Source organism: Microcystis sp. LE19-10.1B, from assembly GCF_027530565.1.
GTDB classification, from domain to species: domain Bacteria; phylum Cyanobacteriota; class Cyanobacteriia; order Cyanobacteriales; family Microcystaceae; genus Microcystis; species Microcystis aeruginosa.
In genome coordinates, this window is the sequence record NZ_JAPZQM010000492.1 from 1 (window position 1) to 14,722 (window position 14,722).

Sequence of the window (14,722 nt, forward strand, 5' to 3'; positions counted from 1 at the left end):
TAGGAAAGCATGGGGATGAAGGTATGATAGCGAGATATGTAAAAGAACAAGATAAAGAATACCTGCAGCTACACCAAAATCTACAATTGAGTCTATTTTGATTCTGATACCCCGTCCGCTTGCGGCGGGGTAGTTCATTCAGATAACCAAAAGTAAATAAAAACAAAATATTTATTAAATCAAAAAAGATTTAAAATGGCAAGAAATGCGACAAATAAATTATTGCAAAATGCTAAAAAATCAAAAAGTGACGAGTTTTATACACAACTTTCAGATATAGAAAGTGAGTTGCAACACTATAAAAGTCATTTTGAAAATAAAGTAGTTTATTGCAATTGCGATGTCCCCCGAATTAGTAACTTTTTTAAGTATTTTGCTGCAAACTTCAAAAAGTTAGGTCTAAAAAAAATAATAACATCTTGTTATCGAGAACAAGGGAGAGATTTATTTAATACAGAAGAAGATGAAAATGGTTTTTTCTTTGAATATACAGGTACAGAGAGAGAAAAAAATAAACCTATTTCCCCTGACATTGTTTACTTTAATGGGGATGGAGATTTTCGTAGTCCTGAAAGTATTGAACTATTAAAAAAGTCCGATATTGTTGTTACTAATCCCCCATTTTCATTATTCAGAGAATATGTAGCTCAATTAGTTAAATACGATAAAAAGTTTTTGATAATTGGCAATATTAATGCAATAACCTATAAAGAAATTTTCAAACTAATTAAAGAAAACAGGCTCTTCGGTTTGTCTTATGCAACATACAGGATTATAAGAGATGAAACCCTTATAGAGAGAGACATTGCTGAGATTTTTGTCAATTGTTTTCGATCTAGAGCGAACTAATCAATTAAATCTCTTGCCAGATAAGGATTTAGTCGATTTATGACACCCTACCGAACCATACCAAGTAACGAAGAACCAGAAAACAAAGCGTGGTTAGGAATAAATCTTGGTAGAGGTATTTCTGGTTTCATTGTTCCCGAACAATATGAACTTTATGGAACAGAGGCTCGTATTGACAATTCTGGAAATAGAATAGTTTCTCCAAATAATTGTTTATGGTTAACCAACTTAGACACATCAAAACGACAGGAAGATATGGCTCTGACAAAAAGATATTTTGGCAATGAAGCTGAATATCCAAAATATGACAATTATGATGGAATTAATGTCAATAAAACCCAAGACATTCCCTTAGACTTCAAGGGGGTTATGGGTGTACCAATAACATTTTTACATAAATTCAATCCCGACCAATTTGAAATAATTAAATTCAGGAAGGGGAATGATGATAAAGATTTATCAGTAAATGGGAAATGTCCTTATTTTAGAATACTAATCAAGAATAAACGAATCCAAACTGAATATATTGATTTAACAGGGTAAGCGCATCTTAACAATCCTTGACAAAATGAACTTTATGTGAGTTGCCTACCCAGGATTCAAGCATATTTGAGGAGAATTTGCCATCTCAATTGTTAAGCAAAAATCGACCCATTTGGTCGATACTATTCTGATTGACCGGTATCAATTGAAATGCCCACGCGGCCCATAAAATTGGCCAATTGTCAATAAGTGTTTTTGCTCTACGGTATTGCATCAAGTTAGAATAACATTTATTGGACTGATGTTTACTCAACTGGCATTGGGTTGAGTACCGATCACCCAACCTACCAAACTGTAACCTTTATTCTGTATGCTTTTTAGCGAATAAGGTAAGCATAACATTGCTGAGAGGGCGAGCGCTGATTGGCTCGCTCAAACCCTAATCAATTCGTTAACCTCAAAATGGTCTTTTTGTACTAATAAATATTCGAGTAGAACGCTCAATGCGTTTGCTAGAGTGCATTTGAGACAATTGATCAAATTTTCGGTTTGAGAAATGAGCGCAGCGTGAGTTCAATGATTTTAGCTGATGTTATTGGTGATTTGGCCATGCCCACAAGGGATCGCATTACCACTTCATAAAGGGTGGTGGACTGAAGGGATGTTTTGCAAACCACTCGCGTGCGCCTTTTATGAGAAAGCGGTGAAATCCGTTATTTGGAATGGCCTTTTTGACCTCGCTCACATAGGCGGGAGGAATGCCGAACTTAAAGAAACCAAGGGAGAAATCAACTAAATCGCCCCTTCTGAAGAGTTCCACCAGCGGATAGCGGTCTGTCTTGTAGGTGCGAACCTTGTGGTGCATCTCGACCATTAGTCCAATTTCCTCAGACCATTCCTGTTGCCCAGTTTCGGATAAGTACCTCTTTACTTCAGACACCGAAGGTGGGATGTAGTCCACGGTATGAGCCGACCAAAGACCTAGATCGTGAAAGCAGGCGGCGATCGCCAACTTGGTCTTTTCTTCTTCGGTGCAGGAATGGAGTGCCAGACAGAAATTGAACATTCGATAGACATGACCCCTGTAACCCAAGTAGTCATCACCGATTCGGTCTTTCCATGCAGCGAGAATTTCTTCTATGAGATCGTTCTTGGTCTCTATGTCCATGCACGCTCTTAGTTCGTAGATTATCTATTTATTGGCATTGTAACCCATTGGAAAAAGCTCCGAATAGATCAAGCCAAAGTCAGGTGCGTTACTTAACGCGCCTTTTTGCTTTTGATCATGGTGAATTTGTGGTTGTTGTGCGTTGCGCTAACACATCCTGCCTTGCTGCTATTCTGGTCAGTTATTCTTTACAGTAATCAGACGCGATCGCAGATGCAGCAGGATCAACAGTTTCCCAGTGTCGGTAGTCAGACTAAAGGGCTTTTGGTTAATGCCGATGGTTCTGTGGATATCTATTTCGGGCCGAAACCGCCTGCTGGCAAGGAGAATAATTGGGTACAAACAATTCCTGAAACGGGTTGGAATACGATTCTTCGGCTTTATGGCCCGCTTGAGCCTTGGTTTGACAAGACTTGGCGACCAGGGGAAATCGAGTTGTTCAAATAGTCCTATCTAGGATATGGCTGAATCGCCGATTTGTTGCTTGGGTTGAGGTGATGAAATTCGGCGATCACACTTCATTCAGAGAGAATGATTGCAGTAACTCGACAATGAGGTTATTATTTCTCGTAGTTGCTTCGCGTTCCTTCACCCAACCCAAAAGATCAGCGATCGCAATCAAGGAGATTCTTTTGAGGACGCAATCGCAAACATCACAGAAGCGATCAAATTATATCTTGAAAATTTACGCGCTGATAATCCTGTAAATTTATGAAAACCCTGAAAATTTAAATTTTTGAATCGGAGAGTTATATTAATGATTAAAGTATCTATTTTTAATCTCAATATTCTGTTAGGCTTGTTAACGGCTTATCTTAATATAAATGTCATTGTACCAGTTGTAGCACAAAAAATTGATGGTGAAACTTCTTCTCATAAAGTAAGAGGTAATAGTTGTGTCAATTTTCGAGCGGAACCATCAATAAATGCCACGATTATTCATTGTTTGAAATCAGGTACTTATATTGACGTTGTTCGGATTCCACCTACAGGAAAGTTTGCTTGGAGTAAAGATGAAGCAGATCGTCTTTGGTATTTGGTATTTGATCAAGATACTAAACTACAAGGATGGGTGATGCCTGACTGTATTGATATTTTTGAAGAAACAAGTTCAACAAGTTGCGCTGATTATGGTTCTAATAAACCGACTCCTTATCCACCCGAATCTTTAGGAAATCTAGATTACTACCAGTTCCGTTACGACGATTTCATTAAAAGAAATCCTGGCAAAGAAGCACCAGATTATTACTTAGGATTTGGAGATAAATATCTGAATATATTTGTGAAGGATACATCTCCTACTCTTACTGCAAAAGGACAGCAATTTATCAAAGAAGTAGGTAAAGCTTTACAACAGAAAATAGAAGATAAATTAGTCGCTAATCCTGATGCTTTTGGAGAATTAGAGCTTAATCCCGATTCCTTCCGTAAATTTGCTTATGGAACACATCCAGATGCTTACTGTGAATCAGGCTGGGGAAAATTACCCAGAACTGATCGAGAGAAAATTATAGAAGCTATAGACTGGAAAGATAAGTATAGGTCTGTCAACGGTTGGGAGTCAATGATAGGACTTATCAATAGGTGTACTGAAATAGGCACAATAGACATGATAATCGATGGAATACCGGGATCAACGCCTTTGGAAAAGAGCCTATTTGTTTTGAGTGTAATTAGCTTCACGGGTTTAGGATTACGAGGACTATTTTTCTGGATAACTCGCTTGTTCTAATTTTCATGAACTTATCGCCTTATCGCCAAAATCATCAATCATGTAAGTGCGATCGCTGATCTTGTAGGTTGGGTTGAGGTGACGAAACCCAACATTGCCTTTATTTCTGACCTTAATTTTTTGGGTTTCACTTCGTTCAATCCAATCTACATTTTATTCGATACCAACTATTAGTGACAAAACCCAACATTGCCTTTATTTCTGACCTTAATTTTTTGGGTTTCACTTCGTTCAATCCAACCTACATTTTATGGTTCTTCGGTTTTTCTTATGCAACAGAAAGGATTATAAGAGATGAAACCCAACATTGCCCTTATTTCTTACCTTAATTTTTTGGGTTCCACTTCTACATTTTATTCCATACCAATATCACTATCAAAGATCAGCCTTTCTGAAGCTCCCCACATCTGATTATAAATTCCTTCTTCAACCTAACGGTGAAAACTGGAATATTGCCAATCTTTCGGAGCGTTTACTAATCCATGATGCACGGGATTATAATGGATGTATTCGAGATGATTAACAAAATCTCGATCGCCGTAGGCGCGCCCTTGGCGACCATCTCGAACTTGATGCTCCCAAAAGCGACGTTGCCAAATAGCCTTTTCTCCTTTATGTTGTCGAGATGTTGAAATTTTACCCTGATATTGAGAATGACATTGACGGCTAAAATAACTTTTAATTAATCGCCAACGAGTTGAAAAATCTGCATCCGTTTCAGGCCATGTCCAAAGAGCATGAATGGGAGCTGGTAAAATGACAATAGCATCAATCTTAAAATGATGTTGTCGCATAACATATTTAAAAGCATTTCGTAGTCAATCCACATTTTCAGGTTCACACAAAATTCTGTGACGATTGTATGTCACAACTGTAAAAAAATAAGTGGCTTTAGGTGTTTTTGCTCTACGGTATTGCATCAAGTTAGAATAACATTTATTGGATTGGTGTTTACGCAACTGGCGTTGGGTTTCGTGCCTCAACCCAACCTACCAAACTGTTTATTCTCTCCTTAAAAAAGTGATTTCTGCGTCATTATTCAGTAATAGATAAATGCTTTAAAATTTTAACAATTTGTTCTTCTGTGCGAGTTTTACGCTCAGATAATACTGCTAATTGATGATAATATAGCGTTTCCTAAGCTAGTGAGGTACACCTATTTTTCTTCCCTTTTGCCTTTTGCCTCTTGCATGAGTGCCTAAAACCCATAACTTTTGTACCTCAGCAGACTGAAAAACGCTATAATCGGCCTGAACTTCGTAAAAATTGGATTGGGCTGCCGCAATTCTGCCCAAGTATTGATATAGCTGGCCACGTTCTGCTCGTCGTTCTTCTCTATCTGCTGCGATCGCCTATCGCTCAGTTGCCATTGCATCGGATAAAACCGCAATAGATTTGGCATTAGACTCAATTAGTTGTTTCAATTGATCATCAGTCATAAGCTAGTGTAGAACGTAGGTCGGGTTGAAGCATGAAACCCAACGCCCGCTCATGTTACGCTACCGCTAACCCATCCTACAAATAATTCTGCCTCCCTACTTACTAAATCCGTTGAGTATAGGTTACATATCAGGAGAGACAAAAGGCAATTTAAATGCGCGGGCAGCTTAGAACTTACCTGAACAAAAGCCCCCAGAAAACATCACTTTCTAGGGGTCTAATTACAATTGACGGAAAACAAACTTATAGGGGGGTTAACCTCCAGCTACCGCAGGAACGATACTGACTTCATCGCCATCTTTTAAGGGGGTTTTTGTCCCATCGAGGAAGCGAATATCTTCGCTGTTGACGTAGAAATTTAAAAAGCGCCGGGGTGCGCCCTCTTCATCGCATAAGCGGGCCTTAATACCGGGGAAACTTGCTTCTAAGGATTCGATTAAACCACCGACACTACTAGCACTACACTCGATGGTAGCGTTATTTTCTGTAAATTTTTGCAGGGGAGTAGGAATGAGAACTTTTACAGCCATAGATATCAAGGAAAAAGTGGAAAGGACAGTAAGCTGTCCGCGAATTTAAATTGCTTGTGGAGATGGGGCAAGAGGATAATCACCCCATCATCCCTTAGTATCAATTCTAGACGAGAACCTGTTGCCATTCGAGGCGTTCGAGGGTGCGGGAACGTTCCAAGGCCCGTTCAAAGCTTTCTAATTTCGGTTCGATTAACAGGGGTTCACCGATATAACCCTGTACCGCTTCTTGGGTTTTTAGACCATTACCGGTGATATAAACGACCGTGGTTTCTTCGGGGTCGATTTTACCCGCTTCTACTAATTTTTTCAAGACAGCGATAGTCGTACCGCCCGCAGTTTCCGTGAAAATGCCCTCCGTTTCTGCCAAAAGTTTAATACCTTCGATAATTTCGGCATCGGTGACGGATTCAATATTACCGCCAGTTTTACGGGCAATATCAAGGGCATAAACACCATCGGCGGGATTACCAATAGCGATCGATTTGGCGATAGTATTGGGTTTAACTGGGGCGACAAAATCCCGTCCTTCCTTGAAAGCTTGGGCAATGGGGGAACAACCTTCCGCTTGAGCGCCACTAAAACGCACTGGTTTATCTGCCACCAAACCGACTTTAATGAATTCTTGGAAGCCTTTATAAATCTTGGTAAAGAGGGAACCACTGGCTAAAGGTGCGACAATATGGTCGGGTAGTTTCCAGCCTAATTGTTCAGCCACTTCAAAGCCTAAAGTTTTGGAACCTTCGGAATAGTAGGGACGCAGATTGATGTTGACAAAACCCCAACCGTAGGTATTGCCCACTTCGGAACAGAGACGGTTAACCTGATCGTAATTGCCTTTAACCGCCATGACCGTGGGATTATAGATTAGGGTGCCGAGAATTTTACCCGCTTCTAAATCGGAGGGAATGAAAACACAACAGTCTAAACCAGCGTGAGCGGCAATAGCGGCGGTGGAATTGGCCAGATTTCCCGTACTAGCACAGGAAACGGTAGTAAAACCTAATTCTTTGGCCCTGGTAAGGGCGACGGATACCACTCTATCTTTGAAGCTGAGAGTGGGCATATTGACGGCATCATTTTTAATGTAGAGATTTTTTAGACCCAAGCGCCGGGCTAAACGGTGGGATTTAACTAGGGGAGTCATACCCGTACCCACATCGATAGGATTTTCACTTTCCACCGGCAAAAAGGAACGATAGCGCCAGATGGAATTGGGACCTGCTTGAATGCTTTCTCTGGTAACGGTGCGACGGATGAGGTCGTAATCGTAGTCCACTTCTAGGGGGGCAAAGGTTTCTTCGCAGATATTCAGCGCTTTCAGGGGGTAGGAGGTCCCTCCTTCCTTAGAAACCAAGCGGGTAAAGGTGGGGATGAATTTTGAGGTTTCGATGTTTGTCGCTAGGGTCATGATTTTCCTGTCTTGCCGTCAACTGAATCTACACACATCCTATCACCGGCAAAATCTTGGTGTCAAATATACCCGACAAAAATAGTCGGGTATAAATTTATACAAAAAATAGGTGATATTCTGGGGAGCAGCAAGGGTTAAGGGGAGATGGTTAAGCTGCTGTGTCAGGAAACTTCGGTGTAGTTTTAGGTCAAAAAAAGGACGAGGAGAAGGGATTTAAGTGTTTTAGGAGGCTATAGCCTATTTACTGCGAATTTTATCGAAATAAGCTCTGATTTTTGTTTAAACAGCTTAAACAGGGGGCGATTAACTGCGGTTGCCAGAAAGTTTCTCGCTTTACTCAGGATGATTGTCAAGAAAAGTGACAAATTATGTGATTTTGTTGAGAAATAATAATTTTTTCTGGACTGCCCAATAAAATTGACCATTTTCGGCAGGAGTCAGGAGCCGGTCGTCAGGAGTTAGAAGATTGCTTTTATTTATTCTCCCCCCACACCCCACACCCCACACCCCACACCCCACACCCCACACCCTACACCCTCTTTCAAGTCAGTGGTCAGGAGATAACTGCTTTTTGATAAAAAGTTAACGTAGTATTGCCGTAGCGTTTTTGACGACAAATGGTTAAACCTTCTAGATTAATTGCTTGCCAAGATTTGGGATTGTGTTCCACGGCAATTTCCCCCAGAGAATCTAATAAATTAGATTGAGAGATGGCAGTTAATACCGGTAAATATAACCCGCTTTCGTAGGGAGGGTCAAAATAAATTAAATCAAAACTTTTCTCCGCTAAAGTGGCTAACTTTGTCAGTACATCTCCCCGAATTACTTGGAATTGCTGGTGAGAAGTTGCTAAATTGCGCCAATTTTCCTTGATAATTTCGCCAGCGCGTCCTGATTGTTCAATTCCGATTACTAGACTCGCACCTCGACATAAAGCTTCCGCACCCATCGAACCATTACCCGCACAAAGATCCAACCAACGACAGCCGGATAATTTCTGTTGCCAGATATTAAATAAAGCTTCTCGCACCCTTGCTGTCGTCGGACGGGTTAATTGTCCTGCTAGGGTTTTTATGGGACGATTGCCGTAAATTCTCATCGGTTAAAAGGCAAATTCAGTTAATCTTTTTTGTAATAAATCAGGAAAAAGGGCATAGTATCTTTGATTGAGAGGAGAGGGATGGGGTAGAGGCAATAAAGTCACTTTTTTTTGCTGTTTTAATCCCTGTTCATCGGTAGCGGTAAGGGTAACTAGGAGTTTTTTGGTAAAGCGTTCTTTATCAAGATAGAATTTATCTACTTCTTTGGGTTTACCGTAGGGTTCAAACCATTTAAAAGCTTCCGTGCCAAGAGGAATGATATGATCACCTTGCCAATAAAAAACGAGCAGTTTTTCTATAAATGGACGGAAACGATCTTTCACTTCCCCAGAATAAGCTTTATTACCCGGGGGTTTGTAGGGAACTGTATTAGTTAGGAAAATTCGATCGCACACCGATAATAGCTCTTGACGATCGTGGGATTTTCTCCCCTGCCAAGCTTGAAAAAATCCCTCTCTCACCATTCTACCAGCAGCCCCGATCAAAGGTTGTCCTGCATACACTTCATCTCGTCCTAAATCCCGGCCAAAAAAGCATAACTGACTAGCAAGATTACCAGCATACAAAACTGGTTCAAAGGGGTCTTTTTTTGCCTCTTGGTAAATTAGGGTATCGATGGGAAAATCCTCTTTTTTTGCCTCTTGGTGTACCTGTTTAATTAGGGTTTTAATATCGGCCATTATTCCAGAAATCGGTTATTAGTGGCTCTCCATTCTACTACAAAAATGAAAATTATCAGTCTTCAGTCTTCAGGAGATTATTTTTATTTATTCTTCCTTTTCCCCACACCCCACACCCCACACCCCACACCCCACACCCCACACCCTACACCCCAATTCACTCCTCGGTGCGATAGCCAAATTCTGCTAAAAGTGAGCGAGATTGTCGCCATTTCGGTTCTACCTTCACAAATAATTTTAAATATACCTCCCCGGCGATTAACTTTTGAATAGCCGATCGAGCGGAAGAGCCGATCGCTTTTAACATACTGCCATTTTTACCGATGACGATCCCTTTTTGGGAAGCTCGTTCCACGTTAATGGCGGCAAAAACCTTGGTTAAAGCGGGAGTTTCCTCGACGCGTTCAATCACCACCGCCACAGAATGGGGAATTTCCTGACGGGTTTGCAGTAAAATCTGTTCGCGGATTAATTCGCCCATAATAAACCTTTCCGGCTGATCGGTGACTAAATCGGGGGGATAGTAATAGGGACCGACTTCGAGGGAATCAATTAACAGATTTTGCAATTCTTCGATTCCCGTCCCCTCCAGTGCCGAAAATTTGAGTAGAGACCAGTTATTTTCCGCCGCTAAGGTGCGATAACTATCGTCGATAGGCTCCCGGTCTTCCGGTTGCTGATCGGCTTTATTTAGCCCTAAAATCGTGGGAGTTTGGTTTTTAGTCAGTAAATCGGCAATATAGCGATCGCCACCGCCCAAAAAATTACTACTATCGACAACAAGTAAAACTAAATCTACAGAATTTATGGCATTTTCAGCATTTTTAACTAAAACTTTGCCTAATTCGTGATGGGGCTTGTGAATGCCGGGGGTATCGACAAAAATCATCTGGGCGCGCTCGCTGGTGACAATGCCGCGTAAACGGTTGCGGGTAGTTTGAGCGATGGGAGAAGTAATGGCGATTTTTTGTCCCACTAATTGATTCATCAGGGTGGATTTGCCCACATTAGGACGACCAATAATACCAATAAAACCCGATTTAAAACCAGTGGGTGCGATGGGAATTACTGCCGAATCGAGATTAAAGGCTTGGGAGTTGATCAAATCGTTCATAATTAAAGAATATTTCTTAAAAAATATTTTTACCCATGCAAAGGATAATTTTGTTCTTGTTAGTATTGATTCTAGGCTGTAGTAACCATTTAAAATTGTCTATGGCAGGAAATTTAAGCGATCGCTTAACTAATTATCCTCGCTGGATGACTAAACCGGTGGTTAGTTTTGCCAGCGGAGATTTAGTTTATCCCGATTGGATGGTAGGCAATTGGACTGTCACCAGTACTCTGATCGATTTAACCGCTCCTCTTGCTCCCCAGATTATCACACCTGGTTTTGAAAGTAATCGTCGTTACCTAGAACAATCGATCGAGTTTCCAGTGAGATTCATTGAGAAAGCTATGTCCAGACCGATAAATGCTGCCTTTTTATCCACCATTATCAGTAAACCATCAATTGTGGCCGATCGATCCTTTAATGGTTTAGCAATTAGTCGCGCCTATTTGGGTAGTCAATCGGTATTATCGGTAAAAACTGACCCCAATAATCCCAATCGTCAGATTACCTTTTTACGGGGCGCTCATCAACTAATTTCCACGGTAATTGCCAGAAATAGCGAAACTCCTAGCCGAAATCAATTTATTGCCACAGAAATTAGTCAACAAATTTTCCAGGGAGAAACCAATACTTATCTTAATGAGGTGGAAACCACCACCGCCTATCAGTTATTATCTCCTAATAAAATTCTAGGCGATCAGGTGACAGCCATTTATCTTTCCCCCCAATCGCCTGATTATTTCCAAGCGCCGAATCGTCCTGTGGCTTTGTATCGTTATCGCTTACAATTGCTGAAAGATTAATATAGATCCTGAAAAAATCAAAAATCTTCCCTTAGGTGAGGAGACAGGAAGAGAAAAAGACAAGAGACAATTCTAGCCATAAAACCTAAGATTATGTCCAAAAGGAATTAAGAGAACTTTCCTGGGCCTAGTTTTCGGACTTTATTGGAGGACTTGGGGACGATTGGTTTGAATACTCTTAATCCCTCCTACAGCAGATGTTATGGCCTTTTGTCAACGGGGAAGTTCAGTAATAATCATCAACAGTTGATGGTCTCATAGTCTCAGCATCTGTGTTAGAGTTAAGCGATAACTATGTCCTGGGGAAAAACTATGAGTCTTTGTTTTAATCCCACCTGTCGCCACGAAAACCCTAAAGATATTGTATCCTGTGAACGCTGCGGTCAGTCATTAAAGTTAGGCGATCGCTATCGAGGATTGAGAGAAATTGGGTCTGGGGGGTTTGGTATCACCTATTTAGGTATAGATGAAAGCGAAACTAATCACCCTCCCTGTGCGATTAAACAATTTTCCCCCCATAGGACTAATGATGCTCAGGTATCCTCTGGCCTCTTCCGTCGAGAAGCCCAAAGGTTACAGGTGCTTAACCATCCCCAAATCCCCAAATTTTTGGCATATTTTTATATAGATGAACAACAGTATCTTATCCAAGAGTTCATTCCAGGAGAAACCTTAGAACAAGAATTAGCAGCAAGGGGGGTATTTGGAGAAAGCCAAATCCGAGATATACTCAATCAAATTTTACCGATTTTACAATATCTACACGCTAAAAACCTAATTCATCGGGATGTTAAACCCGCTAATATTATCCGTAGAACAAGCGATAAACGTCTCTTTTTAGTAGATTTTGGGGCGACTAAACTCCACACGGGAACTAACCTGGCTAAAACGGGAACTAGCATCGGAACTGCGGAATTTGTCGCCCCAGAACAATTACGAGGAAAAGCGGTTTTTGCTAGTGACCTCTATAGTTTAGGTGTAACCTGTATTTATTTATTAACTAATACATCACCGTTTAATTTAGTGGATGGTGATAATAATTGGGTATGGCGAGACTGGCTTGGGGAAAATACGGTTAGTTCTCAATTAGCGGAAGTTTTAGATGGTCTAATTGCGCCAGGTCTAAGTAACCGCTATACATCAGCTTCAGCGGCATTAAAAGACCTCAATCAGCCTCGCAAAGCGAAAAATGTCTATGGTAATTATTTGTGGTTTGGCAGTGCAATTGCTGCTTTGATAGCCCTGTTTTATGGGTTCAAAACCACCCAAGAATCATCAAAGATTGAACCACCCACCTCACCAACTCAACCGATTATTCGCCCCAGCAATTTAGAAGTAATTAAATTATTATCTATTTATGTTAATGTACAAAATACATCCTATTTAGACAAGGGAAAATTTCTTGAAAAACTCTCAGGATTAATTGCCCTACCCAGCCATTATTTTGAGGTACAAGTTATTAATAATCATGGAGTGCAAATAGCCGCGATTCCTCGCCAAAGTGATAGTTATGGTTATGTAGCGGTTTTATGGGGGGGTAAAATGTCAGATGCCGATACCAAACGCCAACAAAATTGGCAACCTAAAGACCCGACAGATTATGGAACTTTCAGTATTCCTAATTTTCGGAAAACCCCCTCCAATTATGTCACGAGAGTTAGCTATTGTGAAAGCATCCAAACGACGACAGAACCGCCATTATTATCAACCGTAGGGGATTCACTACCTCTTTCCAGTGATGAATTACCCTGTCCCCAGGGTTATGCTTTTTCTTTGGGAATCATTGATGCGATCGGCAAATTAGCAGCCACGACCGTTCCAGCCGTCATTACGCCAATTCAAAAATGAAACGCATCGGCCTTAAGATTTGAGAGAGAAAGGCTGATCAGGTGAACCTCCCGCGCATTTAAATTGCTTGTTGAGACGAGGCACTCTGGCAACAGCAAAGGGATTGGGGGAGATTCGGCTAATCTTAAGAATAAGCGGTTGCCCCCTAGTTCTATCTCAAGGTCGCGAGAGGAATCCCGTTAAACCGCTACGCAGTTAACGGGAGATGAATCGCGACCAGAATGAAACTAACGCGGTAGCGTTTCCACTTTTGGGGAGTTTTGGTTCTCGACGTATTTTTTTAGTTGTTCGACAGTAAGTAGTCGTGCAAAATTAATTTCTTGGTTAGGATAGGCAAAAGGCAAGAGGCAAAAGGCAAAAGCTTGATCGAAATGTGTAATTAATTTTGCTTAGGTACTTAACTCCGCCACAACTAGCCACGAAATAAGCTCCCGTCCAAAAATAAGGTTTATTGTCGAAATACTTGGCCGCCAAATTCGGAAATTCCTTTCTAATTAAGCGACTACTAACTGTTTTAAGGTTAGCGATTAATTTGGATAAAGCGATGTCAGGTTTGTCATCAATAATCCGGTGAACGTAATCTGATTCACCGTTGAAATCAAGCAACACGCTTTCCCATTTCGTGAGCGTTGACACAAAGATTTCTTTAAGTCGGGCTAAGATTTCATCGTTAATAGCAATGGCCGGTATTTGATGACGAATACGACGTGAGCGGTAAGTCTATAAACAGAGCGAAATCCATGATTGTAATCAGTTGACATATTAGATGGTAAGTGTTATAATCTAATTTTACATCACGAAACGAACGACAGTGATAACGCTTACCTACCAGTACAAACTAAAGGTAAACAGACAACAGGAACGGGAGATCATCCACATTCTTAATGTTGCCAAAAGCGTTTATAATTACGCGCTCTCGGAACGGAAAGATTGGTTAAACTCTCGAAAGTGTCTTGCGGATCGCTGTTCGTTAGTTTCCGAGTACATAATTCCTGCGGATGAACCCTATCCAAATTACTTCGTTCAAGCTAAAAATCTAACGGAAGCTAAAAAATTCTCTGCGATATTAAAGACGGTTAACGCTCAAGTTTTACAGCAAGTCTTAAAAACTGTAGATAAAGCTTTTGACCAGATAAAATCGAAAGGCTTCGGCTTTCCTAGATTTAAGAAAAAGATGCGAAGTTTTGTTTTCCCTGCGCTGTCAAAAAACTTTCTAGGGGATGGATGTTTGAATTTTCTACAATTAGGAAAAATTAGAATACGGCCATCTAGAGAATACCCGTCTGGGTTCGAGCCTAAACAAGCTCGAATTATCCAAAAAGCGTCGGGATTTTACGTTTCGGTTTCTTTCCAATCTACGGAATTAGTTCCCGATATGACAGTAGGGAAGACCTGTTTAGGAATCGACGCGGGGATTGAGAGTTTTGTCGCTACTTCACGGGGAGATTTAATCAAAGCCCCTCGATTTTTGTTGAAAGTACAGAGTAAGCTTAAATTGCTACAAAGACGCTTGAAACATCAAGTCAAAGGCTCGAACAATTGGTTGAAACTCCAAGATAAG

12 protein-coding genes and 4 pseudogenes are annotated in these 14,722 nt (G+C 40.8%); 8 read left to right on the forward strand and 8 right to left on the reverse strand.

The annotated features are described in order from the left end of the window. The 3 pseudogenes from O9332_RS28450 to O9332_RS17630 all read left to right on the forward strand — a co-directional run. Positions 1-101, forward strand: a pseudogene (locus O9332_RS28450) (IS200/IS605 family transposase); the annotation flags it as partial. A gap of 94 nt (positions 102-195) precedes the next feature. Continuing rightward, positions 196-732, forward strand: a pseudogene (locus O9332_RS17625) (adenine-specific methyltransferase EcoRI family protein); the annotation flags it as partial. 195 nt (positions 733-927) lie between these two features. After that, a pseudogene (locus O9332_RS17630) lies at positions 928-1,392 on the forward strand (adenine-specific methyltransferase EcoRI family protein); the annotation flags it as partial. A gap of 568 nt (positions 1,393-1,960) precedes the next feature. Here O9332_RS17630 and O9332_RS17635 read toward each other — a convergent pair. After that, complete coding sequence (locus O9332_RS17635; protein WP_043998910.1) at positions 1,961-2,500, reverse strand: hypothetical protein; 540 nt, start codon at positions 2,498-2,500, stop codon at positions 1,961-1,963. A gap of 117 nt (positions 2,501-2,617) precedes the next feature. Here O9332_RS17635 and O9332_RS17640 point away from each other — a divergent pair, with 117 nt between their 5' ends. Together O9332_RS17640 and O9332_RS17645 are read left to right on the forward strand one after the other, a co-directional pair. Then, entirely contained in the window at positions 2,618-2,947 is a 330-nt protein-coding gene (locus O9332_RS17640; RefSeq protein ID WP_002757910.1) for a DUF1214 domain-containing protein, read from the forward strand. A 310-nt stretch (positions 2,948-3,257) separates the two neighbouring features. Beyond that, the gene (locus O9332_RS17645) at positions 3,258-4,232 is read left to right on the forward strand and encodes an SH3 domain-containing protein (protein ID WP_002757908.1); all 975 of its coding nucleotides are present in this window, start codon (positions 3,258-3,260) and stop codon (positions 4,230-4,232) included. Positions 4,233-4,585: 353 nt separating this feature from the next. Here O9332_RS17645 and O9332_RS28455 read toward each other — a convergent pair. The 6 genes and pseudogenes from O9332_RS28455 to era all read right to left on the reverse strand — a co-directional run bounded on the left by O9332_RS28455 (position 4,586) and on the right by era (position 10,510). Next, positions 4,586-5,152: pseudogene (locus O9332_RS28455) on the reverse strand (REP-associated tyrosine transposase). A gap of 774 nt (positions 5,153-5,926) precedes the next feature. Continuing rightward, positions 5,927-6,202 carry a MoaD/ThiS family protein gene (locus O9332_RS17655; RefSeq protein ID WP_002757903.1) on the reverse strand — a complete coding sequence of 92 codons (276 nt, stop codon included), beginning with the start codon at positions 6,200-6,202 and terminating at the stop codon, positions 5,927-5,929. A 106-nt stretch (positions 6,203-6,308) separates the two neighbouring features. Further along, a complete protein-coding gene (gene thrC, locus O9332_RS17660; protein WP_002757901.1) occupies positions 6,309-7,613 on the reverse strand; it encodes a threonine synthase in 1,305 nt (434 codons plus the stop codon). A 556-nt stretch (positions 7,614-8,169) separates the two neighbouring features. Next, positions 8,170-8,715 carry a 16S rRNA (guanine(966)-N(2))-methyltransferase RsmD gene (rsmD, locus tag O9332_RS17665; RefSeq protein WP_002757898.1) on the reverse strand — a complete coding sequence of 182 codons (546 nt, stop codon included), beginning with the start codon at positions 8,713-8,715 and terminating at the stop codon, positions 8,170-8,172. A 3-nt stretch (positions 8,716-8,718) separates the two neighbouring features. Then, a complete protein-coding gene (locus tag O9332_RS17670) occupies positions 8,719-9,396 on the reverse strand; it encodes a uracil-DNA glycosylase family protein (RefSeq protein WP_002757896.1) in 678 nt (225 codons plus the stop codon). A 157-nt stretch (positions 9,397-9,553) separates the two neighbouring features. Further along, positions 9,554-10,510: a GTPase Era gene (gene era / locus O9332_RS17675; protein ID WP_288026631.1), complete on the reverse strand. Its 957-nt coding sequence runs from the start codon at positions 10,508-10,510 to the stop codon at positions 9,554-9,556. Between the two features lie 35 nt (positions 10,511-10,545). Here era and O9332_RS17680 point away from each other — a divergent pair, with 35 nt between their 5' ends. Further along, positions 10,546-11,313 carry a DUF6816 family protein gene (locus O9332_RS17680; protein ID WP_002757894.1) on the forward strand — a complete coding sequence of 256 codons (768 nt, stop codon included), beginning with the start codon at positions 10,546-10,548 and terminating at the stop codon, positions 11,311-11,313. Positions 11,314-11,625: 312 nt separating this feature from the next. Further along, positions 11,626-13,161 carry a serine/threonine-protein kinase gene (locus O9332_RS17685; protein ID WP_288026634.1) on the forward strand — a complete coding sequence of 512 codons (1,536 nt, stop codon included), beginning with the start codon at positions 11,626-11,628 and terminating at the stop codon, positions 13,159-13,161. Positions 13,162-13,485: 324 nt separating this feature from the next. Here O9332_RS17685 and O9332_RS17690 read toward each other — a convergent pair whose 3' ends face one another. Beyond that, entirely contained in the window at positions 13,486-13,797 is a 312-nt protein-coding gene (locus O9332_RS17690; protein WP_012265041.1) for a transposase, read from the reverse strand. 175 nt (positions 13,798-13,972) lie between these two features. Between O9332_RS17690 and O9332_RS17695 the strand changes: the two genes are divergently transcribed. Then, positions 13,973-14,722, forward strand: a 750-nt coding sequence (locus O9332_RS17695) for an RNA-guided endonuclease InsQ/TnpB family protein (RefSeq protein WP_288026636.1), incomplete at its 3' end; no start/stop codon positions are given.